At 68.0% G+C, this 24,998-nt stretch carries 22 protein-coding genes; 8 read left to right on the forward strand and 14 right to left on the reverse strand.

Annotated elements, in window-relative coordinates; translation table 11 throughout:
• The 8 genes from AAG816_RS04715 to AAG816_RS04750 all read right to left on the reverse strand — a co-directional run.
• A partial coding sequence (locus AAG816_RS04715; RefSeq protein WP_341988376.1) for an ATP-binding cassette domain-containing protein occupies positions 1–484 on the reverse strand: 484 nt, incomplete at its 3' end.
• A gap of 50 nt (positions 485–534) precedes the next feature.
• Positions 535–1,251, reverse strand: coding sequence for an SMC-Scp complex subunit ScpB (gene scpB, locus AAG816_RS04720; protein ID WP_341988377.1), 717 nt, complete (start codon positions 1,249–1,251; stop codon positions 535–537).
• Positions 1,252–1,276: 25 nt separating this feature from the next.
• Positions 1,277–2,113, reverse strand: coding sequence for a ScpA family protein (locus AAG816_RS04725; protein WP_341988378.1), 837 nt, complete (start codon positions 2,111–2,113; stop codon positions 1,277–1,279).
• 7 nt (positions 2,114–2,120) lie between these two features.
• Entirely contained in the window at positions 2,121–3,149 is a 1,029-nt protein-coding gene (gene nagZ, locus AAG816_RS04730; RefSeq protein WP_341988379.1) for a beta-N-acetylhexosaminidase, read from the reverse strand.
• 186 nt (positions 3,150–3,335) lie between these two features.
• Positions 3,336–4,550, reverse strand: coding sequence for a M23 family metallopeptidase (locus tag AAG816_RS04735; RefSeq protein WP_341988380.1), 1,215 nt, complete (start codon positions 4,548–4,550; stop codon positions 3,336–3,338).
• Between the two features lie 163 nt (positions 4,551–4,713).
• The gene (locus tag AAG816_RS04740; RefSeq protein ID WP_341988381.1) at positions 4,714–5,982 is read right to left on the reverse strand and encodes an alpha/beta hydrolase; all 1,269 of its coding nucleotides are present in this window, start codon (positions 5,980–5,982) and stop codon (positions 4,714–4,716) included.
• A 117-nt stretch (positions 5,983–6,099) separates the two neighbouring features.
• Entirely contained in the window at positions 6,100–8,280 is a 2,181-nt protein-coding gene (locus AAG816_RS04745; protein ID WP_341988382.1) for a TonB-dependent siderophore receptor, read from the reverse strand.
• A gap of 473 nt (positions 8,281–8,753) precedes the next feature.
• A complete protein-coding gene (locus AAG816_RS04750; RefSeq protein WP_341988383.1) occupies positions 8,754–9,407 on the reverse strand; it encodes a protein-L-isoaspartate(D-aspartate) O-methyltransferase in 654 nt (217 codons plus the stop codon).
• A 235-nt stretch (positions 9,408–9,642) separates the two neighbouring features.
• Here AAG816_RS04750 and AAG816_RS04755 point away from each other — a divergent pair, with 235 nt between their 5' ends.
• The 4 genes from AAG816_RS04755 to AAG816_RS04770 all read left to right on the forward strand — a co-directional run bounded on the left by AAG816_RS04755 (position 9,643) and on the right by AAG816_RS04770 (position 13,408).
• Positions 9,643–10,026 carry a VOC family protein gene (locus AAG816_RS04755; RefSeq protein ID WP_341988384.1) on the forward strand — a complete coding sequence of 128 codons (384 nt, stop codon included), beginning with the start codon at positions 9,643–9,645 and terminating at the stop codon, positions 10,024–10,026.
• A 134-nt stretch (positions 10,027–10,160) separates the two neighbouring features.
• Complete coding sequence (gene recG, locus AAG816_RS04760; protein WP_341988385.1) at positions 10,161–12,254, forward strand: ATP-dependent DNA helicase RecG; 2,094 nt, start codon at positions 10,161–10,163, stop codon at positions 12,252–12,254.
• 46 nt (positions 12,255–12,300) lie between these two features.
• Positions 12,301–12,714: a YbaN family protein gene (locus AAG816_RS04765; protein ID WP_341988386.1), complete on the forward strand. Its 414-nt coding sequence runs from the start codon at positions 12,301–12,303 to the stop codon at positions 12,712–12,714.
• A 139-nt stretch (positions 12,715–12,853) separates the two neighbouring features.
• Positions 12,854–13,408 (forward strand): YcxB family protein, encoded by a 555-nt coding sequence (locus AAG816_RS04770; protein WP_341988387.1) that lies wholly within the window; start codon positions 12,854–12,856, stop codon positions 13,406–13,408.
• A 15-nt stretch (positions 13,409–13,423) separates the two neighbouring features.
• Here the strand turns inward: AAG816_RS04770 and AAG816_RS04775 are convergent, their stop codons facing one another.
• The 4 genes from AAG816_RS04775 to AAG816_RS04790 form a co-directional block, all read right to left on the reverse strand.
• A complete protein-coding gene (locus AAG816_RS04775; protein ID WP_341988388.1) occupies positions 13,424–13,624 on the reverse strand; it encodes a hypothetical protein in 201 nt (66 codons plus the stop codon).
• 42 nt (positions 13,625–13,666) lie between these two features.
• Positions 13,667–15,490 carry a glutamine--fructose-6-phosphate transaminase (isomerizing) gene (glmS, locus tag AAG816_RS04780; RefSeq protein WP_341988390.1) on the reverse strand — a complete coding sequence of 608 codons (1,824 nt, stop codon included), beginning with the start codon at positions 15,488–15,490 and terminating at the stop codon, positions 13,667–13,669.
• Between the two features lie 128 nt (positions 15,491–15,618).
• Positions 15,619–16,965 carry a bifunctional UDP-N-acetylglucosamine diphosphorylase/glucosamine-1-phosphate N-acetyltransferase GlmU gene (gene glmU / locus AAG816_RS04785; protein WP_341988391.1) on the reverse strand — a complete coding sequence of 449 codons (1,347 nt, stop codon included), beginning with the start codon at positions 16,963–16,965 and terminating at the stop codon, positions 15,619–15,621.
• A gap of 84 nt (positions 16,966–17,049) precedes the next feature.
• Positions 17,050–17,355, reverse strand: a complete 306-nt coding sequence (locus tag AAG816_RS04790) for a TonB family protein (protein WP_341988392.1) — start codon at positions 17,353–17,355, stop codon at positions 17,050–17,052.
• A 360-nt stretch (positions 17,356–17,715) separates the two neighbouring features.
• On the opposite strand from AAG816_RS04790, the gene AAG816_RS04795 reads away from it, so the two are divergent.
• Positions 17,716–18,126, forward strand: coding sequence for a hypothetical protein (locus tag AAG816_RS04795; RefSeq protein ID WP_341988394.1), 411 nt, complete (start codon positions 17,716–17,718; stop codon positions 18,124–18,126).
• Positions 18,127–18,132: 6 nt separating this feature from the next.
• Here AAG816_RS04795 and AAG816_RS04800 read toward each other — a convergent pair whose 3' ends face one another.
• Together AAG816_RS04800 and AAG816_RS04805 are read right to left on the reverse strand one after the other, a co-directional pair.
• Positions 18,133–18,573: a TonB family protein gene (locus AAG816_RS04800; protein WP_341988395.1), complete on the reverse strand. Its 441-nt coding sequence runs from the start codon at positions 18,571–18,573 to the stop codon at positions 18,133–18,135.
• 198 nt (positions 18,574–18,771) lie between these two features.
• Entirely contained in the window at positions 18,772–20,406 is a 1,635-nt protein-coding gene (locus tag AAG816_RS04805; RefSeq protein ID WP_341988396.1) for a beta-1,6-glucan synthase, read from the reverse strand.
• 309 nt (positions 20,407–20,715) lie between these two features.
• Between AAG816_RS04805 and AAG816_RS04810 the strand changes: the two genes are divergently transcribed.
• From AAG816_RS04810 to mobA, 3 genes are all read left to right on the forward strand, one after another.
• A complete protein-coding gene (locus tag AAG816_RS04810) occupies positions 20,716–21,189 on the forward strand; it encodes a hypothetical protein (protein ID WP_341988398.1) in 474 nt (157 codons plus the stop codon).
• A gap of 211 nt (positions 21,190–21,400) precedes the next feature.
• Positions 21,401–24,040, forward strand: a complete 2,640-nt coding sequence (locus AAG816_RS04815; RefSeq protein ID WP_341988399.1) for a glycosyltransferase — start codon at positions 21,401–21,403, stop codon at positions 24,038–24,040.
• A gap of 287 nt (positions 24,041–24,327) precedes the next feature.
• Entirely contained in the window at positions 24,328–24,972 is a 645-nt protein-coding gene (gene mobA / locus AAG816_RS04820) for a molybdenum cofactor guanylyltransferase MobA (RefSeq protein WP_341988400.1), read from the forward strand.
• The last annotated feature ends 26 nt before the right edge of the window (positions 24,973–24,998 follow it).

Consider the following 24,998-nt stretch of genomic DNA (forward strand, 5'->3'; position numbering starts at 1 on the left):
GCGCCACCCGCTGCTGCTGGCCGCCGGATAATTCATGGGGATAAGCCTTGGCCAGCCCCTCCAGCGCCACCCGCGCCAGCGCCCGGCGGGCCTCCGCCTCGGCCTCGGCCCGCTTGAGGCGGGACAGGCCGAACATCACGTTCTCCAGATTCGTCAGATGCGGGAACAGGGCATAGTCCTGGAACACCAGCCCCACGCCCCGCCGCTCCGGCGGCACGAAGGCGTCAGGACCGGCCACTTCCATGCCGTCCACGCACACCCGGCCCCGATCCGGCCGCTCGATGCCGGCAGCAAGGCGCAGCAGCGAGGTCTTGCCGCAGCCGGATTGCCCCAAGAGGCACAGCACCTCCCCCGGCTCCACGGCGAGGCTCACCCCGCGCACCGCCTCCACCGCGCCATAGGCGAGCGAGACCTGCTCGAAGCTCAGGCCCTTGGCGAAGGCGGCGGGGGTGCGGGTGCGCAAGATGGGAACCTCTGCATTCATCCGGGGGCCTCAGGCGCAGGAAGGAGATGGTGCGGGCGCCGCGGTGCCGCTCACTCCTCGTCCTCCAACGGCGCCAGCAGCGGCGCCAAAGCGAGATCGAGCGGCTCCTTTTCCAGCGGCTCCTCGTCGTCGCGCAGGCCGGCATCGTCCGAGGGCAAGGGAATGGAGAAGCCCTGGGGAATGCGCCCGTCCAAAAGCCCGGCCCCGCGCAATTCATCCAGGCCCGGCAGGTCCTGCAGCGCATCCAGGCCGAAATGCACCAGAAAGGCCGGCGTGGTGCCATAAGTGACCGGGCGCCCCGGCGCCTTGCGGCGGCCGCGCAGGCGCACCCAGCCGCTCTCCAGCAGCACGTCCAGCGTGCCCTTGGAGGTGGAGACGCCGCGAATGTCCTCGATTTCCGCCCGCGTCACCGGCTGATGGTAGGCGACGATGGACAGCACCTCCACCGCGGCGCGGGACATCTTGCGCGGCTCCACCGCCCCGGCGGCCACCACATGGGCGAGATCCGGCGCGGTGCGCAGCATCCAGCCGCCCGCCGCCTTGATGATATTGACCCCGCGCCGGGCATAATCGGCGCCGAGGATCTCCATCAGCGCCTCGATATCGGTCTTGCCGGGCAATTGCGCCGCCAGCGCCGCCGCGTCCAAAGGCTGGCTGGAGGTGAACAGCAGTGCCTCGATGATCCGCAGATCGCGGGCCAGCGCGACGGCGCGCTCGTCGTCCGGGCGGACGTCGAACAGGTCGATGCGCGGCGCGGTCCGGCTCATGCCGGCCCCCCTGGGGCGGGTGCGATCATGCGTCGGAGCCCGGCGCCGGACGCGGGCGCAGCCACAGGGGCGCGAAGGGCGCGTCCTGACGTATGTCCACCTTGCCCTCCTTCACCATCTCGAGGCTGGCCGAAAAGCTGGAGGCGAGCGCGGTGGCGCGCTGCTCCGGCGTGGTGAGATAGTCTAGCAGGAAGTCGTCGAGGCGCATCCAGTCCCCTGCCGCCCCGCCGAGCAGCCGTTCCAGCCGCGCGCGCGCCTCGGCCAGCGACCACACCATGCGGGTCTTGAGCGTCACGAAGGACAGCGCCTGCTTCTGCCGCTGCTGGGCATAAGCGGACAACAAATCATAGAGCGTGGCGGTGAACACCACCGGCCGGCTCTCCACCACGCTGGCATCGGGCGCGGCGCGGGGAAACACGTGCACGCCCAGGCGCTCGCGGGCCATCAAGGCTGCGGCGGCGGTGCGGATGCGCTCCAGATGGCGCAGGCGGCGGGTGAAGGCGGCGGCCAGCTCTTCCGCACTGGGGCCGTCTTCCTTGGGCGGCAGCGGCAGCAGCAGGCGGGATTTCAGATAGGCCAGCCACGCCGCCATCACCAGATAGTCGGCGGCCAGTTCCAGCCGCACCCGGCGGGCCTCGTCGATGAAGGCGAGATACTGGTTCGCCAAAGCGAGGATGGAGATGCGGGCCAGATCCACCTTCTGGGTGCGGGCCAGCGCCAGCAGCAGATCCAGCGGGCCTTCGAAGCCGTCCAGATCCACCACAAACGCGCCCTCGGCGGCGGTGGGGAGCTGGTCTTCCGCAAAGTCCGAGGCTGCGGGGTCCGCCGGCCGTTCCCCTTCGGAGGATGGCGCGCCGGACATGAGCGCCTCAGGCCGCCAGACGGAGCAGCCGCGCCACTTCGCGGCGGGCGCTATCGGCATCGAAGGCCGGCGGCGCCGAGCGCCAGGTCAAGGCGCGAGCGGCGCGCTCTGCCGCCAGTCCGTCCAGCTCGGGCGCCTCGGTGGCCACTTCGTCCATTTCCTCGGGGATGCCGTTGCAATGCAGCAGCAGATCGCAGCCGGCGTCAATGGCCGCCTTGGCCCGCTCCGCCAGCGTACCGGACAATGCGCCCATGGACAGGTCGTCGCTCATCAGCGCGCCGTCGAAGCCGATAAAGCCGCGCACCACCTCGTCCAGCACCAGCTTGGAGGTGGTGGCAGGCGCGGTCGGATCGAGGTCAGCATAGACCACGTGGGCGGTCATGGCCAAAGGCAGGCCACGCAGCGGGCGGAAGGCGGCGAAATCGGTCGCTTCCAGCTCGGCGCGGGGCGTCTCCACCGTGGGCAGGCCCTCGTGGCTGTCCACCCGGGCGCGGCCATGGCCGGGAATGTGTTTCAGAACCGGCAGCACGCCGCCATCCAGCAGGCCCTGGGCGGCAGCGCCGGCCATCACGGCGACGCTGGCGGGATCCTCGCCATAGGCGCGGTTGCCGATCACCCCGTGGCCTTGCGGCAAGCGTAGATCCGCCACCGGCAGGCAATCCACATCAATGCCCAGCGCCATCAGATCGGCGGCCATCAGCCGCGAATTCAGCCGCACGGCGGTCAGCCCATGCTGGCGATCATGGCGATAGAGCTGCCCGAAGCGCTCGGCGGCGGGATATTCCGGCCAATGCGGCGGCCGCAGGCGCTGCACCCGCCCGCCTTCCTGGTCGATCAGCACCGGGGCCTGCCAGCCCAATTCGCCGCGGGCGTCCGCCACCAGATCGCGCACCTGCATGGGGTCGGCCACGTTGCGGGCGAACAGGATCAGCCCCCAGGGGCGGATGTCGCGCAGGAAGGCGCGCTCCACCGGCGTGAGACGCAGGCCCGAGAGGCCGACAATGAGGGCGCGTGAAGCTGGAGCGTGGGTCGTCATGGCACGGGCCTATCGGCGTGGGCCGGAGGCGTCAAGCGCCCGATGGCTGCGTCAAGCGAGGGGCAGCCCTGCCTTGGGCTGGGGCTCGCCTCTCAGGGCGTGCCGCACAAGAAAACGGCCGGGCAGGCCCGGCCGTTGGAAGTCACTCGGGAGGAACGCGCAAAACCATTCAGGTCCGCGGGACACTCACAGGCCAGCCACATATTGGCTGGGATCCACCGGCTGCGAGCCCTTGCGGATTTCAAAGTGCAACTGCGGGGTGTTCACGCCGCCGCTCTGGCCCGCCTTGGCCACGATCTGGCCGCGCCGGACGGTGTCGCCGCGCTTCACCATGATCTCGCTGTTATGGGCATAGGCGGTCACAAAGCCGTCCGCATGCTTGATGAGCACCAGATTGCCATAGCCCTTCAGCTCATTGCCCGCATAAGCCACGGTGCCGTCCTCGGCGGCGCGCACACCGGTGCCTTCCGGCACCGCGAAATTGACGCCGTCATTGCGGGTACCGCCCGGCTTGGGTCCGAAGCCGGAGATCACCCGGCCGCGCACCGGGGCCCGGAACTGCGGGCCCGTGCCGGGGCCGCGGGCATCATCGGCCTCCTCGGCGGGGGTCACCTTGGCGGCGGTCTCGACCTTGACCGGCGCGGCGCCGGGCTTGCCGGTGGCGGCCGGCGCGGCAGCGGTCGGCGCGAGCGCGGCGGTGGTCACCGCGGCGGTCTTGGGCGGCGTGGTGGTGGCAGGCGCGGCCAGTTGATTCGGCTTGGCGGCGGCGAGCGGCGCCGCGGCCGGCGCCACCGGGGCGGCCAAGGGCGTCGCCGCCAGATTCTGCGGCTTGCTGGCCAGCGGCGCGGCGGCCACGGGAACCGGCGTCGCGGCGGGATGGGCCTGGGCGACCACCGGGCCACCGGTGCCGGGAATGACCAGATGCTGGCCGATCCGCAGATTGGCTTCCGGCGCCAAACCGTTGGCGGTGGCGACCTGGGTGCGGGTCACCCCGTAACGGCGGCCGATGGAGGACAAGGTTTCGCCGGAGGTCACCACATGGGTGCCCGCATTGGCGGTGGCCACGGCGGGTGCCGGTGCCGCCGGTACCGGGGGTGCCGCAGGGGCAGCGGCATAGCCCGGCGCGCCATAGAGCGGCTGGCCGCCCGTGGGGCCGTAGGAGGCGGTGGACGGAGCGTAAGCGGCCGGGGGCGCACCGGCCACGGACGGGGCGCCGATGGGGGCGGCATCCACCCGCGAGGTGGGGGCGGCCCCAAGGGAACCTGTCACATCCGCATTGCCCTGGCGGGGCAGGCCGGCGGACGGCGCGGCGGACGCGGTTTCGGAGAAACGGGTCGCGTCGGAACTGCATCCGGCCAGCCCAAGGGCCACCAGGCTGACCGCCGCAAAACGAGCGATCACAATACGTCCCAAGGTTTGGCTGGAAGATGTCATGTGACCTGACTCGCACGCTCCGAACATGTCGTGGAGTAAAGGCCCTATGGGTAAACGAGCGCTTAAGTCCGGCGTCCCCGCGTAACAATTGCGGCCATGTGACGATTTTGCCACATGGAAAACACAGGCCTCACTGGCTGTTCGGTACCGTGGTGATCAGGCCCGTGGTGGAGCCGACGGTACCGGAGACCGTACCGCCCAGATTCTGCATCTGCGCGCCGAGATTGTCGCGGGTGTTGGCATCCAGCACCGCCACCGGCGCGGAGATCACCAGACCCGCCGCCTGCCCGATGCTGGAGGCGGCGCCGGTGGTCACCTGCAGGATGCGGTCGCCCACCCCGTCGCGATTGTCGGTGATGGTCTTCTGCGCGGCGAGGCGCGCGCCGATCAGCTGCACGACGCCCGGGCTCGCGGCGAACTTGCCGTGGTTCAGATTGTCCGACGTGTTCAGCGTGGTGAGATCGAGCACCGTGATCTTGCGGGAGATGAACTCGCTGCGATAGGGCTCGATCTCCGGATTCACCTGCCCCAGCCGCGCCTTGGACCCCCACACCCGCTGCGACACCTGCAGCGCCCGGTCATCCTGGGACACGAACAAGGTGACGTTCGGCATCGGCGTGCCCAGGTCCTTCCATTGCTGCTGGAAGATGTCCACGTCCACATCGGGGGCGGCCAGCATCACATTCTTGATCTTGGCCGGAATGCGCCCCTTGCGGATGCCCATCTGCCGCAACGCCTCGAAGGTCACCCAATTGCCCATGGAATGGGCCAGGATCGAGATTTCCCCCACCGCCGGGTCGTTGGCGAGCCCTCCCAGCAGGTCTTCCAGCGCATCGCGGGAATAGACCGCGCTCTCGCGGTCATAGCCATAGGCCAAAAGGCTGCCGCGGGAGGGCCAGGTGAACAGCACCGGCGTCACGTTCGCCCCGGAATCATGGACGATCTGGGCAAAGCGGAACACCGCATCGTCAAACCGGCTGTTGTAGCCATGGACGAACACCAGCACCTGGTGCTGCGGCCGCTTGGCCACGTCCGCATGCAGCCAGGCCAGCGCTTGGCCGCGATCCATGTCGCGGGCGCCGGTGACCACGAAATCGGTAGCCGGATTGCCGGGAACGCTGCGCGGCCACTGCACCTCGCCGATCTGGCGCGCGGCATCGGGGGGCAGCGAGACGGTGATTTCGGCAAAGCTGGGCGTGGCGCCGCGCTCGCCGGTGAACATGTCGGGACCGGTGGTGCGGGCGCGGGTGGTGGCCACCGCCATGGCGACCCGGCTGGTGCCCGGCACCTCGGTGGTGACCGGAATCAGCACCCCCGCCGGACGGCCGGCGCAGGAGGCCAGCAGCAGCGAGACCATCGCGCTTGCCACCAGCGCCGTCAGCCGTTCAGCCAAGATCACGGCGTGTCCTCTCGACCGCACCATCAGGCGGTTTTGGTAGAGCATCGGTACGGCGGGCGCAATGGAGCGGCCGTGGCCGCCGGGGGCCCGAGGCCCCCGGCCCATGGGCAGCGGAGCCTAGAAGTCCACGTCCATGGAGACGAGGAAGGTGCGCGGCGCGCCCAGGGAAAAGGTACCGAACGAAGCCACGCCCGCCCAATAAGCGGTATCCGCCACATTCTGCACCGAGGCGCGGAAGGTGGTGCGGCGATCATTGATGGTGGTCACATAGCGCAGGCCGAGATCCACCCGCGTCCACTCCGGCAGCCATTGGGTGTTGGCGGTGTTGATATATTGCTTGCCGCTGTAGATCAGCGCGCCATTGGCGGTCAGGCCCTTGATCCAGGGCAGATCCCATTCGGCGCCAATATTGGCCTGGACCGAGGGCACGCCGATGGGGGTGTTGCCCACATTGGCGACGGTGGCGGTCTGGGTGAGCATGCCCTGCATCAAGGTAACGCCGCCGAGAATGCGCACGCCCGGCATCACCTCGCCGAAGGTCTCCCATTCGATGCCGCGCACCCGCTGCTGGCCGCTCACCGAATAGAGGCCGGCGCTGCTCAACTCCGCGCCGGGCTTGGTGATCTGGAACACCGCCAGGGTCGTCACCAGCTTGCCGGCCTCCCACTTCACGCCGATTTCGGTCTGCTTGGACTGATAGGGCGCGAACACCTCGCCGGAATTGGTGGCGGTGACCGGCGCCACGTCGCCCTTGCTCAGGCCCTCGATATAATTGGCGTAGAACGACACATTCTGCAGCGGCCGCACCACCAGACCGGCCATGGGCGAGACGGCGCTCTCGTCATATGAGGTGGTCCGCGCGCCGGTGGTGGTGGAGTAGTTGTTGGACTCTACATTTTGCAGCCGCACGCCCAAGGTGAGCTGGATGCGGTCCTCCAGCACCGCCAGGGTATCGGCCAGCGAAATCCCGCTCAGCGTGCTGTCCGACAAGCGCATCATGGCAGCGGAGGTGTAGGCGATCGGCGCGCGGGCGATGGGATTGTAGATGTTGGAGAGCACCGAGCCGGGACTGGTCGGATAGGCCCGGTTCTGGGTCTCGTCATAATATGACCCTTCCAGGCTCACCGTGTGGTGCACGAAGCCGGTATCGAACTTGGCGCGGCCGCCAAGGTCATAGGTGTAGCGATCCACATCCAGATTATAATATTGCACCGAAGAGCGCGTATCTCCGGCCGCATTGATGATGGTGGGAAGGCCAAAATAGCGCTCGACGCCGGAATTGGCCGCGCCGACATTGGCGAACACCATCAGAGTGTCCGAGATGTCGTATTCGTTGCGCCACAGCACCGAGCGATCGTCGGATTGCGACCATTCCCAGGACTGGGTGACATTGTTGCGCCCATTGGGTGCGCTCGGCACCGCCAGCCCGCTGGCCACCTGGAACGGGCGCGTGGGCGCGGTGATGTTCTCGTTCTGCGCTAACAGATAGAGCCAGCTGCGATAGCGCTCGCCCTGATAGTCCAGCGCCAGCGCCCCCACCTGCATGCGCTCGGCCTGATTGTCGAACACCGTATCGCCGGCCCCGAGCCCGCCGGAGAAGCGCACGCCGAACTCCCGGTTCTCGCCATAGCGGCGGGCGATGTCCGCATGGCCGCTGACGTTGCCGTCGGAGACATAAGCGGTGCTGAGGCGGGTGAGGTCCTCGCGGGCGATCTTGGGCACAATGTTGATGACGCCGCCGACGCCGCCGTTGGGCGACATGCCGTACAGCAGCGCGCCCGGCCCCTTGAGCACCTCGATGCGCTCCACATAATCGTTGAAGATGCGGAAGCTGGGGGCCACGCCATAGACCCCGGCGAACGCCACCTCCCCCGCCGTGCCCTCATTCACCGGAAAGCCACGGATATAATAGGAATCCAGCATCCCGCCGCCGGGACTGGTGACGCGCACCGAGGGATCGAGGATCAGCGCGTCCGCCGCGGTGGCCGCCTGCCGGTCGCGAATGGCTTCGCTGGTGTAAGTGATCAGGCTGAACGGGGCGTTGAACACATCCGTGGTGCCCAGCAGGCCCAGATTGCCGCCGCGCGCCACCTGCCCGCCGGGAAACGCCGCCGGCAGATCGGCCCGAACGCCGTCGCTCTGAACCACCACCGTATCGAGAACCACGTCGCTGCCGGCCTGCTGCGCAGCCGCGGGGACCGCCCAGAGGCAGGACTGTGCGATCAGCACCGCCAGCGCTACGCCGGAGCGCAGATCGGTTCGGCGGCACGCACCGCCGCAGCGATGGCGAGAGGACAAAGACCACGCACGGCCCCGCTCCAACACTGAAATCCCAGACAAACCAGCCCCCAAAGAAGTTGAAACTCAAGTCATCAACAACCAACCCAACTGACGCAAAGTGTGGCTGCACATGGACCCTGGATTACATTTCAAAAACAGGACTGCAATACTTCGTCATCGCACGATAGAATATTTGATATTTAATAGTTCTAATCTAACTGAATTCTTTGCGGCACTGAGTTACCCTTCAGCATCAGCAGGACAGGGCCCATCACAGACTTGCCCGCACGGGCGACGCGATCTCCCCACTGGGGCGTGAGGAAAAGCCCGCATGCGGGCGGCCCGGCGCCAGACCGCATCTGGCCGGGATCTGCCATGGACAGCCCGGCGCCGGTCGCGTCCATGCGCGCAGCGTTGCTAATCGGTGTGGGCGGGATGGATGTTCAGCCGTGGGATGCGCCTGCGGCACGTCCCCGCAAAGGCCGAGCGAGCTAGAGGGTGGTGGCGACGCCGGGCACCAGCGGCACGAAGCGCACCGCCATCAGGTCCTTGGCCACGAGGCCCGTGGCCTCCTTGGTGAACAGCCGCAGCGTCTGCACTTGGCGCGCTTCGCCGATGGGCGCCACCAGCAGGCCGCCGGGCTTCAACTGATCCACCAGCGCCTTGTGCAGCTCGGTGCCGGCGGCGGTGATGATGATGCGGTCGAACGGCGCCCGCGCCGGCAGGCCCAGGGTGCCGTCACCCAGGAAGGCGGTGACATTGCGCAGGCCCAGCACCTTGAAGCGCACCTGTGCCTCGCTCACCAAGGCGCGGTAGCGATCCATGGTCACCACCTGCGAGGCCAGATGCGAGAGCACGGCCGCCTGATAGCCGCTGCCGGTGCCGATCTCCAGCACCGCATGTTCGGCGGTCAGCGCCAGCGCCTCGGTCATGGCCGCCACCAGGCTCGGCTGCGACATGGTCTGGCCGCAGGCGATGGGCAGGGCCACGTCCTCATAGGCATGGCGGCGCAAGGTGGGATCCACGAAAAGCGCGCGGGGCACCAGCTCCAATGCGCGCAGCACCGCCACATCCCGGATGCCGCGTCCCCGCAGCCCCAGGATGAAAGCGGCCCGTTCCGCGCGTTCGGCGTCGCTGTCGCTCATCTTCGCCCCATCCGTCCCGGGACGAGTGTAAGGGGAAAATCGCGCGGATTGCACCTGATGACAGCGGCGGGATGCGCCGTTGAGGAAGCGGGCAGAAACGTGCCCTCCGCCATCCATCCTCTGGGAAACGGATCGGGCAGCCCCATCGCCGGGGATTTCCCGGAAAATGTTCTTGTTATGTTCTATTCGAAATGTATCCTGCCTGCACAGACACGGAGTCACACGGGAGGGAAAAATGAGCGTCTATGCAACCGTCGGCGCGATCGACTCGGAGGCGTCCTGCGCGTTTTATGACGCCGCCTTGGCGACGATCGGCTGGAAGAGCCATGCCTCCTTTCCCGATTGGCGGGCCTATTCCGAGAAGGGCGACGGCCAGGGCTTCGTCCTGTGGGTGGCAAAGCCGTTCAATGGGGAACCGGCAACGGCCGGAAACGGGTCCATGATCGGCTTCTTCGCCCCCTCGCATCAGGCCGTGGATGCGTTTTATGCCGCGGCCATGGCCCACGGCGGCGCGGACGACGGCGCCCCAGGCCTGCGGCCCCAATATGGGCCGAACTGGTATGCGGCCTATATGCGCGATCCCGCCGGCAACAAGATCGCCATCGTCTGCAATACATAGGCTCGGTCCGCGTGTCTGAGCATCTGCTCTTTGGGGTTGCGTGCATGACGGCGCCCCCAAACTGGGCGGTTCCGGTGGACGCCCCCTGCCCCGCCCCTTGCCTCCCGTGGGACGGTCGGTCACGGTCGGCGCCCATGCGCCCGGCTTTGCTCGATCCCCTCTTCGCCCCCCTCACCAGCCTTGCGGGCATCGGCCCCAAGATGATGAAGCCGTTCGGACGGCTGTTGGGCCGCGAGGCGCCGCGGGTGATCGACCTGCTGTTCCACATGCCCTCCGGCCTGGTGGACCGGCGCGCCCGCCCCACCATCGCGGAAGCCGCCCCCGATACCGACGTGACCATCGAGGTGCGGGTGGATGGCCATCAGGCCCCGCCCCCCGGCCGCCGCGCGCCGCACCGCACCTATGTGAGCGATGCCAGCGGCGACCTCCAAGTGGTGCATTTCAACATCGAGCGCGCCCGCATCGAGCGCCTGCTCCCCGAGGGCGAAACCCGCTGGCTGTGCGGGCGCATCACGCTCTATGACGGCATGCGGCAGATGACCCATCCCGACCGCATCCTCGATGCGGCGGGCCTCGCCAAGCTCTCGCCGGTGGAGACGGTCTATCCCCTGGTGGAGGGGCTGGCCGCCGGCCATGTGCGCCGGGCCATGGAGGCGGCGCTCGCCCGCGTGCCGGAAATGCCGGAAGAGATCCCGCCCGATCTGCTCGGCGCCGGTGACTGGCCCTCGTTCCGGGACGCGCTGATCCGGGTGCACCAGCCCCAGACCCCGGCGGACGCCCAGCCCACCGGGCGGGCCTGGACCCGCCTGGCCTTCGACGAGCTCTATGCCCATCAGGTCACGCTGGCCCTGGTGCGGGCGCGGCAGGTGAAGGCGGGCGGGCGCGCCACCCGCAGCCCCGGCGATCTGGCGCAGAAGATCCGCGCCGCTCTCCCCTTCCAGCTCACCGGCGCGCAGGAGACGGCGCTGGCCGCCATTCGCGGCGACATGGAAGCTGACACCCGCATGCTGCGGCTGCTCCAGGGCGACGTGGGCTCGGGCAAGACGGTGGTGGCGCTGCTGGCCGCCGCCGGCGCCATCGAGGCGGGACGACAGGCGGCGCTGATGGCGCCGACCGAAATCCTCGCCCGCCAGCATCTGGAGACTATCGCCCCGCTGGCCGCCGCCGCCGGCATCGAGGTGGCCCTGCTCACCGGCCGCGAGAAGGGCCGCACCCGCGCCGCCATTCTCGACGGCTTGCAGGAGGGGCGCATCGGGCTGGTGGTGGGCACCCATGCCCTGATCCAGGACGACGTGGTGTTCGCCGATCTCGCCTTCGCGGTGGTGGACGAGCAGCACCGCTTCGGCGTGGAGCAGCGCCTCACCTTCTCCCGCAAGGGCCAAGCGGTGGACATGCTGCTGATGACCGCCACCCCCATTCCCCGCACTTTGGTGCTGACCCTGTTCGGCGACATGGACAGTTCCGAGCTGCGCGAGAAGCCCCCCGGTCGCCTGCCGGTGGACACCCGCTCGGTGTCGCTGGAGCGCCTGGGCGAAGTGGTGGCCGCCGTGGGCCGGGCGCTGGCGCAGGGGGCGCAATGCTATTGGATCTGCCCGCTGGTGGAGGAGACCGACACCTCGGATCTGGCCGCCGCCACCGAGCGCGCCGACGATCTGCGCGCCTATTTCGGCGATGCGGTGGAACTGGTGCACGGGCGCCTGACCGGGGCGGAGAAGGATGCCGCCATGGCGCGCTTTGCCTCCGGGCAGGCGCGCATTCTGGTGGCCACCACGGTGGTGGAGGTGGGGGTGAACGTGCCCAACGCCACCATCATGGTGATCGAGCATGCGGAGCGCTTCGGCCTCGCCCAGCTCCACCAATTGCGCGGGCGCGTGGGCCGCGGCGACAAGCCGTCCACCTGCCTGCTGCTGTTCCGCACCCCGTTGAGCGAGATCGCCAAGTCCCGCCTCGCCATCCTGCGCGAGACCGAGGACGGCTTCCGCATCGCCGAGGAAGATCTGCGCCTGCGCGGCGAAGGCGATGTGCTGGGCACCCGGCAGAGCGGCTTCCCCGGCTTCAAGATCGCCCGCATGGACGTGCATGGGGAACTGGTGCCGCAGGCCCGGGATGCGGCGGCCGCCACCATCGCCGCCGATCCCGAACTGGCCGGCGAGACCACCAAGGGCCTGCGGCTGCACATGTATCTGCATGAGCGCGATGCGGCCATGCGCTTGCTCTCCGCCGGCTGACGGGCCAAGGTCGCCCGTCCCCTCGGCGCCAGCTTAAGGCCAGACCTTGTCCCCTGATCCCACCGAGCGCCCGCCGTTCGCCGCCGCCATGTTCCGTCAGTTGGTGATGAAGCGGATGATCTTCGCCTTGGGCGTCGTCTGCCTGGTGCTGGGGGCCATCGGCATGGTGGTGCCGATGATGCCGGCCACCGTGTTCCTGATCGGCGCCGCCTGGTGCTTCGCCCGCACCTCGCCGCGCTTTGAAACCTGGCTGCTGACCAACCGCTATCTCGGCCCCAGCGTGGTGCGCTGGCAGCAGACCGGCGCCATTCCTCTGGTGGTGAAGGCGTTTTCCCTCATGAGCTTCGTCGGCAGCTGGACCGCCGTCTGGTATGTGGGCGCGCCGGTGGCGGTGCTGTGGGGCCTGGGCCTGTTCTTCTTGGGGTTGGCGACGTTCATCGTCACGCGGCCGTCGGAATAGAGCGCATGGCGGTAATATAGACCGCACTATCGCGCGCGCTATTACGGACTTTATTACCGCCCTTCTGGCAACCGACTTGCCGCACCGCTGCTCTCCATGCTCTGTCTTGCGAGCAATGCGGTCTGTGGCAGGAGTGTTCATGCCGGACGAAAGCCCCGATGCGCCCCACACGGTGGCGATCACCCTGACGCCCGATGACCTGAAGCACGCTTATTGGCTGATTCAGACCAAGGCGATCGTCTCCCCCATCGGCTTTCTGCGGCTGTTCTTCCTCGGGCTGATCACGATGACCGCCAGCGCCGTCGCGCTCCTGGCCATAGACGGCACCGTCGTCTGGCCGCTGGCCATCATCGCCGGCATTGCCGGGCCATGCGCCCTGGTGGCCAGTCTCTATTATCGCAACGCGACCGGCGCCCGGCGCATCTTTGCCCAGCAGAAATCGTTGCAACTGCCCTTCACCCTGTCCTGGACCGCCGACCACTTTGAAACGGTGTCCGATCAGGGCCGGGCCTCCCTCGCCTGGACCGACCTGCGCAAGGTGTTGCACGACAAACGCACCATCCTGTTCTGCGAGAGCGACGCGCTGTTCCGCATCGTGCCGCGGCGCGTGCTTACCGCCGCGCAGCAGGCCGACATCCTGCAAGCGGCCAGCGCGGCGCGGGCCGCTCCGCCCTCCGGCGCAGGGGGCGGATAAGCGTCGGCCTGAATCTCAGCGCCGGGAGGCGCGCACCGCCACATGGACCAGCACAGCGGTGGACAGCAGGATCGCGGACACGAGGCCGGCCACACACAGCAGACCGCCGCTGGTGATCTCGGCCCTGGCCCTGAAGCCGGCATCCTTGTTGATCATCAAGGACACGTCCGCGCTGTGAACGGGGACCGTCGTGGTCGGTCGATCATTCTCCACCATGGGCCTACGTCCCCTCATTGCAGGTGCGCGGGTGGCCGGTGCTCACTCCACCGTCACCGACTTGGCGAGGTTGCGCGGCTGGTCCACGTCGGTGCCCATGATGACCGCCGTGTGATAGGCGATCAGTTGCACCGGGATGGAATAGACCATGGGGGCGACCGTGGCCGGCATCTCCGGCAGGATCAGCTTCTGCAGCGCCGTCACATGGGCGAGGTCCGCTCCCTTGGGGTCGGTGATCAGGATGATCCGCCCGCCGCGCGCCGCCACTTCCTCCATGTTCGACACGGTCTTGTCGAACACCCGGTCATGGGGGGCGATCACCACCACCGGCATCTTCTCGTCGATCAAGGCGATGGGGCCGTGCTTCAGCTCGCCGCCCGCATAGCCCTCGGCGTGGATGTAGGAGATTTCCTTGAGCTTCAACGCCCCTTCCAAAGCCAAGGGATAATTGGTGCCGCGCCCGAGATAGAGCACGTCCTGGGCCTTGGCCAGCGAGCGGGCCAGAAGCTCGATCTCGGGCGAGAGCTTCAGCGCCTCGGTCATCAGCCGCGGCACTTCGATCATGGCCCGCACCAATTTGTGCTCATCCTCGGTGGAGAGATGGCCATGGGCGCGGCCGGTGGCCACCGCCAGGCACAGCAAGGTGGCCAATTGGCAGGTGAAGGCCTTGGTGGAGGCCACCCCGATCTCCACCCCGGCGAGGATCGGCAGCACCACGTCCGCCTCCCGCGCAATGGTGGAGGTGGGCACGTTGACCACGGCGATCACCTTCTGCCCCTGCTCCTTGGCATAGCGCAGCGAGGCCAGCGTATCGGCGGTCTCGCCGGACTGGGAGATGACGATGGTCACCCCGCCCGGCAGCAAGGGGGTCTCGCGATAGCGGAACTCGGAGGCGATATCGATGCTCACCGGCACCCGCGCGAAGCGCTCGAACCAATATTCCGCCACCGCCCCCGCATAGAGCGCGGTGCCGCAGGCGGTGATCGAGATATTGGTGACGTCCTTGAGATCGAACGGCAACTCCGGCAGGGCCACGGTCTCTTCGCTCAAATCCAGATAATGGCCGAAGGTGTGGGCGATGGCCTCGGGCTGCTCGTAGATTTCCTTGGCCATGAAATGGCGATGGTTGCCCTTGTCCACCATGATGGCGCTGGCGGGCACCTTCAACATGGGGCGGGCCACCACCTTGCCGGTGACATCGCGGATTTCCACCCCCTCGCGGGTGAGGATCGCCCAGTCGCCCTCTTCCAGATAGACGATCTCGTCGGTGAACAGGCCGAGCGCGATGGCGTCCGAGCCCAGATACATCTGGCCCTTGCCATAGCCGATGGCCAGCGGCGAGCCCTTGCGGGCGGCGATCAGCAGGTTGTTCTCGCCCTCGAACAGGAAGGCGAGCGCGAACGCGCCGATCAGGCGCGGCAGCACCAGGCCCACCGCCTCCGTGGGGCTGCGGCCGGCGCGCAGTTCGCGGTCCACCAGCAGGGCCACCACTTCGGTGTCGGTGTCGCTGAGGAAATGGGCGCCGCCGGCGATCAGTTCGTCCTTCAGGGCGCGGAAATTCTCGATGATGCCATTGTGCACCACCGCCACCTTCTTGCCCGAATGGGGATGGGCGTTGCGCTCGGTGGGCTTGCCGTGGGTGGCCCAGCGGGTGTGGCCGATGGCGGTGTGGCCCTGGAGCGGATGGCGGTGCAGCTTCTGGTCCAGATTGCGCAGCTTGCCCTCGGCGCGGCAGATGGCGATGTGGCCGTCCTCCAGCGTGGCGATGCCGGCGGAATCGTAGCCGCGATACTCAAGCCGCTTCAGGGCGTCGATGACGTCCTCGGCGACCGGGCCGGTTCCGAGAATTCCGATGATGCCGCACATAGAAGATACCGCTCCGCAGAAGTTGCGCCCGAGGCCGGGAAGCATCCCCAAGCTCTAGCCGGTCTGTGGCGTATATGGGGATCAATTCCGTTTTCGCTTTGTCTCAGGCGCCGGGGCGGCGCCGGGACTCAGCCCTTGGCGACGCCGCGCGCCAGCCGCAATGCGGCGGCCCAGCCGGCCTTGACCATCTGCCGGCCCCGCCCCAGCGCCAGCGCATCCGCCGGCACGTCGTCGGTGATCACCGAGCCGGAGCCGATATAGGCGCCCGCGCCGATGGTGACCGGCGCCACCAGCGAGGAATTGGTGCCGATGAAGGCCCCGGCGCCGATCTCGGTGCGGTGCTTGGCAAAGCCATCATAATTGCAGGTGATGGTGCCGGCGCCGATATTGGCCCCCGCGCCCACATGGGCATCGCCCACGTAAGACAGATGGTTAACCTTGGCCCCGGCATCGAGCTGCGCCGCCTTGGTCTCCACGAAATTGCCGATGCGCACCCCCGCTCCCAGCCGCGTGCCCGGCCGCAGCCGGGCATAGGGGCCGATGGAGACGCCGGATTCCAGATGCGCCCCCTCCAGATGGCAGAAGGCGTGGATCACCACGTCGTCCGCCACGGTGACGCCGGGGCCGAACACCACGTTGGGCTCGACGATGACGTCGCGGCCGAGCTTGGTATCGGCGGAGAAGAACACGGTCTTGGGGGCGATCAGCGTCGCGCCTCCGGCCATGGCGGCCCGGCGCAGGCGCTTTTGCAGGATGGATTCGGCCTCGGCCAGTTGCAGCCGGCTGTTGACGCCGGCCACCTCGTCCTCGTCCGCCTCCGCGGCCACGGCGCGAAGACCGGCGGCGCGGGCCACCTCCACCGCGTCGGTGAGATAATATTCGCCCTTGGCATTGGCATTGCCGATGGCGGAGAGCAGCGAGAGCGCCTTGTCGCCGCGCAGGGCCATCACCCCGGCATTGGAGAAGGTGATCGCCCGCTCCTCGGCGGTGGCGTCCTTCTCCTCGCGGATGGCGACCAGTTCGGCGCCCTCGGTCAGCAGGCGGCCATAGCCGGTGGGATCGGCGGGGCGGAAGCCCAGCACCGCCACGCCGGCGCCGTCCGCCAGCGGCGCCCGCAACTGGGCCAAAGTCTCCGGGCGCAGCAAGGGGGTGTCCGCATAGAGCACCAGCACGTCGTCCACCGGCGCCTCCAGGGCGGCCCGGGCGGCGAGCACCGCATGGGCGGTGCCCAGGCGCTCTTCCTGCACGAACACCTGCGCATCGGGGCGCACCCGCAGGGCTTCGGCGGCCACGTCGTCGCGACCGGGGCCCACCACCACGGCGACTCGGGTGGCGCCGGCCTGTCGGGTGGTCTCCAGCACGTGGTGCAGCATGCTGCGATTGGCGATCTGGTGCAGAACCTTGGGCAGGCGGGAGGCCATGCGCGTGCCCTCGCCCGCCGCCAGAACCACCACCAGCAGGCTGCGTTCAGTCATGGCCCTATCCTTTTCCGACGTCACGCGCCTCCATAGAGCGCCCGGCGACCGGAGGAAAGCCTCGGACGAAGGGAAGTCGCCGCGTCAGCGCTGGGAGGCGAAGTTCTGCCGCCGGCTGTCGCGCTTGCGCTGCCACACCTCGGGGCCGAAGTCATAGACCACGGGAAAGGTCATGGTCAGGACATTGTCCATGTCCGGAGGCGTCGGCGGCAAAGGCGAGGCCAGCATCACCAGGCGCACCGCATGGTCATCCAGCGCCGGCTGGCCGCTGGTTTTCCTGACCCGCGAGGACACCACGGTTCCGTCGCGCCGCACGATGAGGGACAGTTCCACCTCGAAGGTGCCCGAGGCGTTGGCGATGTCCGGCGGCACGCTTTTCAGCCGCGCCATGCGGGTCCAGGCGGCCTGCATCCACTCGGACTGGGTTTCGGGCCGCGCGGGCCCGCCCGCGGCCGGACTGCTGACGGTGGTTTGGGCTTGAGCGACGGTTGCCAAAAGCAATCCGGCGAGAACCAGACACGGGACACGCACAGGCAAACCCATGGTTTAATCTCAAATCAATCAATCAATTAGGTTGCACCACAATGGAACGATGGTATCCCAATCAGAACATTGTGCAATGCACAAAGCGAAAATCCTCCCTCCCATCGGCCTGTGCACGGCGGGCGTTGTCAGAGCGCCTTGGCGATGCCATGTGGTCGGTGCAGATTGTCCCATCGACCTCGCGCAGCAGAGCATCCGCAGTCCGCCATGACAGATCCCCGACTCGCCCATCCCCGCCGGGCCGATCGCAGCTTCCGCCCCAGCCCCAGCGCCATGAACTGGCTGATCACCGCCACCTTCGTGGCCACGGGCTGGGCCATGTACATGCGCTATATGGTGATCGAGCCCTCCACCGTGGGGCTGGCCTGCGAGGCGGGCCTGAAGACCTTCCAGTGCCAGGCCCGCGCCGTGGTCATCGGCCTGTTCGGCTGGAGCGTGTTCGGCGCCATCGCCCTTGCCGCGGCCGCGCTCCAGTTCTGGCGGCCGCACGTGGTGACTTTGGGCGTGGCGCTGGCCTTCGCCAGCATCGGCCTCGTGCTTTATAATAACGTGGCCGGCGCCGTGGCGATGATGCTGGTCATCCTGTCCTTCGCGCGGCCCGGACCTGCGACGGCCTAGGCGAGGTCAGGCCGGGTCCGGCTTCTTCTTGGCCGGCGGCTTCGGCACAGGAATATGAAAGGCAATCGGCAGCCTCACCCTTTGCTGGTCACGAATGTCCGGGGGCAAAGGCTGAAGGCGCCCGGCACGCGACACCATCATCAGAGCGGCTTGATCGATGAGCGGATTCCCGGAGCTTTGGCTCAGGTGATACGTCGTCACAACCCCATCGCGGCGCACAATCATCGCCACCACGGTGATATAGTCGCCGGGAGCAACCCCTGACGGATACGCTCCGCGGCTTTGCTTCTGAAAGGCCGCAGTGGTCGTGGCGACCCACTGCTCGGCATTTTGCGGCGGGGCCGGTGCCGCCGTGGATCGCGCGGGTTTTGAGGGGCTGGCAACCGACTGTGCTTGAGCAGCAGGAGCGACGAGCACCAGTGCCAGCATGAACGCAACGAATTTCATAATCATCCTGCCTGGAATAATCAGACCTTCTTATCCGCGACCAAAATTCGTCGCGGATATGCCGTTCGGGCAGAGGCAGCGTCCATCTAACAGAAACGCCGAGTTTTCAAATACCGGCCGAAGTCCCGAGCAACGGGCTGACCGCTGCGACGCGCGGCCCCGATGTGCACCTGCGGCTGATTGGATATGCATCAGGCGTCAGGAACAGTGTGGCCGTCCGAAGCCCCCCCGCACCCGCCACAGCGCGACGGCCAGGACCAGGCAGATCACCCCGAACCACAACGCCTGCCAGTTCTGCAGCGTCTCGTTGAGCGGGATATAGAGTCCCGCCAGCAGCAGGCCGAAGACGCCGAACGTCTCCGCGAGGCTCACGCCCGCCCCGTCCGGCCGGCGCAGCAGCGCCAGCACCGCCACCGCCACCGCGACGGGGGTGAGCGGGAAGAACGGGAAGTCCTTGTAGCGCGGGTCGAACACCAGTTCGAGCGCCACTTCGCCGATGGCCAGCAGGGCCAAAGCCAGCACGGCGGCGGTCGCCGCGCTGAGCGGCCCCGCCGCCCGGCGCCGCGCGCCATTCAGGGCCACCGCAATGGCCGGCAGCCGCAGGCCGGCGCCGATGGCGGCGGGAATGATCACCAGCACGGCGATCGCCACCATCACGAAGAAGCCGTTGCGCGCCCAGCCCAGCAGCCCGAGGCTCTCCAGCGGCAGCGCCGAGAAAGCCGCCCCCAAAGTGGCGCCGCCGGCCAGAGCCACCACCGCCACGCCGATCCAGTCCCGGTTCGGCACCGGCTCGGCCCGGCGACGGGCGCCGGCCAGCGCCGCGCCGAACACCGCCAGCACCGTCACCACGCCCACCACCGCATGGGCGGCCCAGTGGGGATGGTTGGTCACCCCCTGCCCCCAGGCGAATTTCGGCATGCGGTTGCCGGCATCGATCAGGCCCCAATGGCCGCCGACCGTGCCTTCATTGGCCCGCTTCCAGGGCTGGTCGAAGGCCTCGATGACATTGACCCGGTAGCCCTTTTCCTTGGCCAGACGCATCAGGTCATGCATCACCAGCGCCTGCTCGGACGGGGACGGCAGCGCGCCCTCGCGCATGCGGCCGGCGCTGGGCCAGCCGGTTTCGCCGATCAGGATCTTCTTGCCGGGAAATTCCTCCGCCATGTGCTGGCGGATCTGGTCCACATGGCCGCCGGCGAGCTTGGCGGCGATGGGCATGTCCTCCCAATAGGGCAGGATATGGATGGTGAGGAAGTCCACGTCATTGGCCAGCGCCTTGGCCCGCGACCAGAATTCCCACACGTCCGCATAGGTGACCTGCACCGGCCCGACGCGGGATTTCACATCTTTCAGGATGGCGGAAATGTCGGTGGCGGAGAGTTCGCCGCGCAGCATCACCTCATTGCCCACCACCACGGCCTTGACCACATCCGGGTTCTGCTGGGCGACGCGCACCCCGTTGTCGATCTCGATCTTGTTCTTGGCCGCATCGCCCCCGAGCCAGATTCCTTGCAACACGGTTAACCCGTGCTTGCGGGCGATGGGCGCCACCTTGTCGAGGCCCATCTCCACCGAATAGGTGCGCACGCAATCGGTGATCTTGGCCAGCTGGGCGAAATCCTCGTCGATCTGGGATTCGGGAATCACCAAGCCCTTGGTGAAGGGCGATTGCCCGTCGCGGAACGGCGCGTAGGACACGCATTGCAGTTTCTCGCCCGCTGCCAATGGCGACGGCGGCATGGCCACCGGGCGCCCGGCGAAGGCCCACAGCGCCACCACCACCGCCGACACGACAAGGGCCAGCACGAGCGGCAACCGATAGGACACGGACATGGAGACTCCCGAGGGAACGGACGAGGACCGAAGACGCACGCAAGGGAACCCCTGCGCGCCGGACCCTGCGACTTAAAGCTTCGCACGCACAGTGTGAAGTCACCAAGGCGCGGGCATGGCCGTGAAAGGGCGCCTGCGGCGGGGGGATGTGCCGGGTGGGGGCGATCGGGCGTGGCGACGGGAGATGGTCGGGGAAATGCATCCCTCACGCAAGGTTCGCCGCGCCGTCATGCTGACAAATGCTTGGCCTTCTTCTAACGTGCGGCCGCGGACCTGGATCCGCCTCATCAGCTTCAGCCTTCGAACATAATGGCCGTCATGGATCGCTTCCGTTTTACGCTCCTCCTGGGCGCCTTTTTGATCGCCTGTACCGGCCCGCTTGCCGCCCAGACTCAAGCGCCGGAGGCCAAGCCGGCGGCCGAGGCCAAGCCCGCACCGGCGGAACAACTGACCCCCGAGCAACAGGCCGCCCGCGAGGCGCAGCGCCGCTCGGTGGAAGAGTTTGTCGAGGCCTCCAAATTGCCCGGCACCGCCGGACTGCCGGAATGCGTGTGGACCGGGCGCCGCATTGCCGCACTGTTGTGGCGCGACGACATCGACACTGCACGGCGCCATCTGGATTTGTACGAGCGCTTCGGCTGCCCGACCGAGCATTTGAAGCTCGCCTTCCGCTGCCTGGTGCGCCAGGGCAACATCGATCCAAAAACGCAGGAGCGTCTGGGCGGCCGAGTGCAGCAATGTTGGGTGAATCCCGACTATGTTGCTGCACCTGCGCAACAATAAGACATCGCGGCGACGCGGCTCCGTCGAACCGCCGCCACAGTCTCCATTTACCTCTTGATATGAGACGTTTAGTGTCTCATTGCACTGCCGCGTAAAAGTGAAGTGCCGACCGTGGGGGCAGGTCGAAAGGGTGCCCCGCGCTTCAGGTCCGGAACCGTCGTCTGGAGCGTGCGTTATCAGGTTCGATGTCCCCTTTCGGTGGGTTCTGGCCATGCGTCCCGGTCTGGCTGCTGCGGCAGCGATCATTACGGTTGTGGCGGCGTTTCAAGCCGCCATGTGGATGTCCCTGCGGCCGGAGGTGAGCGCGCCTGCGGTCACCGACCGATTCTCCAGCATGTCGTTCGCGCCCTACGGACGCGGCGCCGATCCCGATGCGGGCGAAGCCACCAACGAAAAGCAGATCCGCGCCGACGTGGATGCGGTGGCCCCCTACACCCGGGCCATCCGCACCTATTCGTCCACCGGCGGCGTCCAGCTGACCCCGGCCATCGCCGCCGAGCGTGACCTCAAGGTGACGGTGGGCGCCTGGATCGACAAGAACGAAGCCCGCAACGAGCGCGAACTGCGCAATGCGGTGGATCTGTCGCGCAAGAATTCCAATGTCGAAGGCCTGGTGGTCGGCAACGAGACCATCTTCCGCGGTGAAAAGACCGCCGGCGAGATGGCCGAGCTGATCCGCAAGGTGAAGAGCCAGACCAGCACCCCGGTGACCACCGGCGAGATCTGGAACGTGTGGCTGGACCATCCCGAGCTGGTTTCGGCGGTGGACTATATCGCCGCCCATATCCTGCCCTACTGGGAAGGCGTCCCCGCCGACAAGGTGGTGGACCGCTCCATCGACATCTACAACCGCCTGCGCGCCGCCTATCCCGGCAAGCGCATCGTGATCGCCGAGTTCGGCTGGCCGAGCGCGGGCTATAATCGCGACGCCTCGGTGCCCGGCGAACTGGCCCAGGCCCAGGTCATCCGCACCTTCGCCTCCCGCGCCGATGCCCTTGGCATCGAGTACAACATCATCGAGGCGTTCGACGCCCCGTGGAAGAGCTTCGAAGGCTCGGTTGGCCAGTATTGGGGCGTGATGGATGCCCAGCGGCATCTCAAGTTCTCCCTCACCGGCCCGCTGACCGAGAAGGGCTACACCCAGACCGCCATCCTGGCGCTGCTGCTGGGCGTGCTGTTCTCGCTGCCCATGCTGCGCGGCGCCCCGGTGACCGTGTCCCAGGGCCTCGCCTTGTCCGCCGCCGCCAATGGCGCCGGCGCCTGGGTGGCTTTGGTGTTCAACTACTGGCTCAACCACTACGTCACCGGCGGCAACTACATCACCGTGACGCTGAGCTTCCTGCTGCTGGGGCCGCTGGTGCTGGTGGTGCTCTATCGCGCCGAGGAACTCTCGGCGGTGGCCTTCGGCCGGCGCCCCACCCGTCTGGTGGAGCGTCCGCGCACCGGCACGCCTGCCCGCTTCCCCAAGGTCTCCATTCATATCCCGGCTTATCGTGAGCCGCCGGAGATGCTGAAGCTGACCATCGACAGCGTCGCCCGCCTCGCCTACCCGAACTTCGAATGCGTGATCGTGGTGAACAACACCCCCGATCCCGCCATGGTCGAGCCGGTGCGGGCCTATTGCGAGACCCTGGGCGCCCACATCAAGTTCATCAATGCGGAGAAGGTGCAGGGCTTCAAGGCCGGCGCCCTGCGCATCGCCTTGGACCACACCGCCCCGGACGCCGAGATCATCGGCATCATCGATGCCGACTACACCGTCCATCCGGACTGGCTGAAGGATCTGGTGCCGGTGTTCGACGACCCGACCGTCGGCATCGTCCAGGCGCCGCAGGACCATCGCGACGGCGCGGTGAGCCCGCTGCATGAAGCCATGAACGCGGAATATGCCGGCTTCTTCGACATCGGCATGGTTCAGCGCAACGAGGACGACGCCATCGTCGTCCATGGCACCATGTGCCTGATCCGCCGCGCGGCGATGATGGAGGCCGGCTCCTGGTCGTCCGACACCATCTGCGAGGACACCGATCTCGGCCTCTCCATCGCCGAGAACGGCTGGAAGACCCATTACACCCGCACCCGCTACGGCTGGGGCCTGCTGCCGGACACCTTCGAGGCGTTCAAGAAGCAGCGTCATCGCTGGGCCTACGGCGGCTTCCAGATCGTCAAGAAGCACTGGCGCCGGTTCCTGCCCAATGGCTCGCGCCTGACCACCGCCCAGCGCCGCCAGTTCCTGCTGGGCTGGGTGACCTGGCTCGGTGCGGAATCGGTCGGCGCCTTGGCGGCGATCCTGTCGCTGGCCTTCGTGCCCTTCGTGTTCGCGCTCGGCATCGCCGTGCCGGCCCATGTGCTGACGCTGCCGATCATCGCCACCTTCCTGGTCTATGTGCTGCACTTCATCGCCGCCTATCGCCTGCGGGTGGCCACCACGCCGCTGCGCATGCTGGGCGCGGCCTTCGCGGCCATGGCGGTGCAGTTCACGGTGGCCAAGGCGGTCTATGACGGCTTCCGCTACAAGGACCTGGCCTTTGCCCGCACCGCCAAGGGCGGCAACTGGCTGGCGGGCGCCGCCCGCTCGTTCCCGGCCCTGCCGGAAGCGATCATCGGCGGCCTGCTGTTCACCGCCGGCATCGCCCTGCACATGCAGAACTGGCATGCGGTGCGGGAGATCGACCTTTACGCTTTGGCGCTGGTGATCCAGAGCCTGCCGTTCATGGCCGCCGCCCTCATCGCTCTGGGCGAAGGCTCCAAGCTGAACGACTTCGCCGCCTGGCGCGCCGCCCGCGCCCGGATGGGCATGGTGCCCCGCCGCCTGCGGGCCCCCACGACGCCCCCGGCCGTGGTGAAGTGAGGCTGGAGCCCTTCGCTCCCGCCATCCGCCTGTGATGCGAACGCCCGGCTTCAGCCGGGCGTTTTCGTTTGTGGCGCCGTATATGCCGGTGCGCGCGCCGCCTCGGGGCGCCATCACCGCCGGTGACCCCGCACGGGGCCGACCTCCCGGCAAAGCCTCGCGCCCCAGCGCCCGCCGCGCGGCATCGGCGCGCAGCCGCCCATGGCAGAGCCTAAGCGCCGGCGACGGGACCCCTGCCCTGCGGCCCGCCCGCGCCCACGCGCTTCCGGCTCTGCTATGCTGCCGCCATGACTCCCCCCTCCGCCTCGTCTGCCCCGTCTCCCCTCCCCGTGCCCGACCGTCCGGCCGTCTGCGGCCTGATCCTCGCCGGAGGCCTCGGCCGGCGCATGGGCGGGGTGGACAAGGCGCTGCTGCCCCTCGCCGGCCGGCCACTGCTGGCCCATGGCATCGCCGCTTTGGCACCGCAGGTGGACCGGCTGGCGCTGTCCGCCAATGGCGACCCGGCACGGTTCGCCGCCTTCGCTTTGCCGGTGCTGCCGGATCCCCTGCCCGATCATCCCGGCCCCCTGGCCGGCATCCTGGCCGGCCTCGAAGCCCTGGCGGGCGAGGCCTGGCTGGTGAGCGCCCCGGCGGACGCCCCGTTCCTGCCGCACGACCTCGTGAGCCGCCTCCTCGCCCGGCAGGGCGAAACCGGCAGCCGCGCGGTGTTTGCTGCCTCCGGGACCCGCACCCATCCGGCCACCGCGCTGTGGCGGGCGGACCTTGCCCCTGAGCTGCGGGCCTATCTCCTTGCGGGAGAACGCCGCGTGGGCCAATTCCTGGCGCAGATCGGCGCCGCCACCGCGAGCTGGGAGGCGGTATCTTACGACCCCTTCACCAATATCAACACGCCTGAGGATATGGTGCGGGCGGAACACATCCTGGGTGGATGAAGTCGCAGCACCCGCACGCTTGCGGC

It is taken from the genome of Azorhizobium sp. AG788 (assembly GCF_943371865.1).
Taxonomy (GTDB): Bacteria; Pseudomonadota; Alphaproteobacteria; order Rhizobiales; family Xanthobacteraceae; genus Azorhizobium.

What these genes read in the sequence shown, in the direction of transcription:
- scpB (WP_341988377.1), bottom strand. Translation starts at nt 1,251, where the DNA reads ATGAGCCGGACCGCGCCGCGCATCGACCTGTTCGACGTCCGCCCGGAC.
- AAG816_RS04725 (WP_341988378.1), bottom strand. Translation starts at nt 2,113, where the DNA reads ATGTCCGGCGCGCCATCCTCCGAAGGGGAACGGCCGGCGGACCCCGCA.
- nagZ (WP_341988379.1), bottom strand. Translation starts at nt 3,149, where the DNA reads ATGACGACCCACGCTCCAGCTTCACGCGCCCTCATTGTCGGCCTCTCG.
- AAG816_RS04750 (WP_341988383.1), bottom strand. Translation starts at nt 9,407, where the DNA reads ATGAGCGACAGCGACGCCGAACGCGCGGAACGGGCCGCTTTCATCCTG.
- AAG816_RS04755 (WP_341988384.1), top strand. Translation starts at nt 9,643, where the DNA reads ATGAGCGTCTATGCAACCGTCGGCGCGATCGACTCGGAGGCGTCCTGC.
- recG (WP_341988385.1), top strand. Translation starts at nt 10,161, where the DNA reads ATGCGCCCGGCTTTGCTCGATCCCCTCTTCGCCCCCCTCACCAGCCTT.
- AAG816_RS04770 (WP_341988387.1), top strand. Translation starts at nt 12,854, where the DNA reads ATGCCGGACGAAAGCCCCGATGCGCCCCACACGGTGGCGATCACCCTG.
- AAG816_RS04775 (WP_341988388.1), bottom strand. Translation starts at nt 13,624, where the DNA reads ATGGTGGAGAATGATCGACCGACCACGACGGTCCCCGTTCACAGCGCG.
- glmS (WP_341988390.1), bottom strand. Translation starts at nt 15,490, where the DNA reads ATGTGCGGCATCATCGGAATTCTCGGAACCGGCCCGGTCGCCGAGGAC.
- glmU (WP_341988391.1), bottom strand. Translation starts at nt 16,965, where the DNA reads ATGACTGAACGCAGCCTGCTGGTGGTGGTTCTGGCGGCGGGCGAGGGC.
- AAG816_RS04790 (WP_341988392.1), bottom strand. Translation starts at nt 17,355, where the DNA reads ATGGCGCGGCTGAAAAGCGTGCCGCCGGACATCGCCAACGCCTCGGGC.
- AAG816_RS04795 (WP_341988394.1), top strand. Translation starts at nt 17,716, where the DNA reads ATGACAGATCCCCGACTCGCCCATCCCCGCCGGGCCGATCGCAGCTTC.
- AAG816_RS04800 (WP_341988395.1), bottom strand. Translation starts at nt 18,573, where the DNA reads ATGAAATTCGTTGCGTTCATGCTGGCACTGGTGCTCGTCGCTCCTGCT.
- AAG816_RS04805 (WP_341988396.1), bottom strand. Translation starts at nt 20,406, where the DNA reads ATGTCCGTGTCCTATCGGTTGCCGCTCGTGCTGGCCCTTGTCGTGTCG.
- AAG816_RS04810 (WP_341988398.1), top strand. Translation starts at nt 20,716, where the DNA reads ATGGCCGTCATGGATCGCTTCCGTTTTACGCTCCTCCTGGGCGCCTTT.
- AAG816_RS04815 (WP_341988399.1), top strand. Translation starts at nt 21,401, where the DNA reads ATGCGTCCCGGTCTGGCTGCTGCGGCAGCGATCATTACGGTTGTGGCG.
- mobA (WP_341988400.1), top strand. Translation starts at nt 24,328, where the DNA reads ATGACTCCCCCCTCCGCCTCGTCTGCCCCGTCTCCCCTCCCCGTGCCC.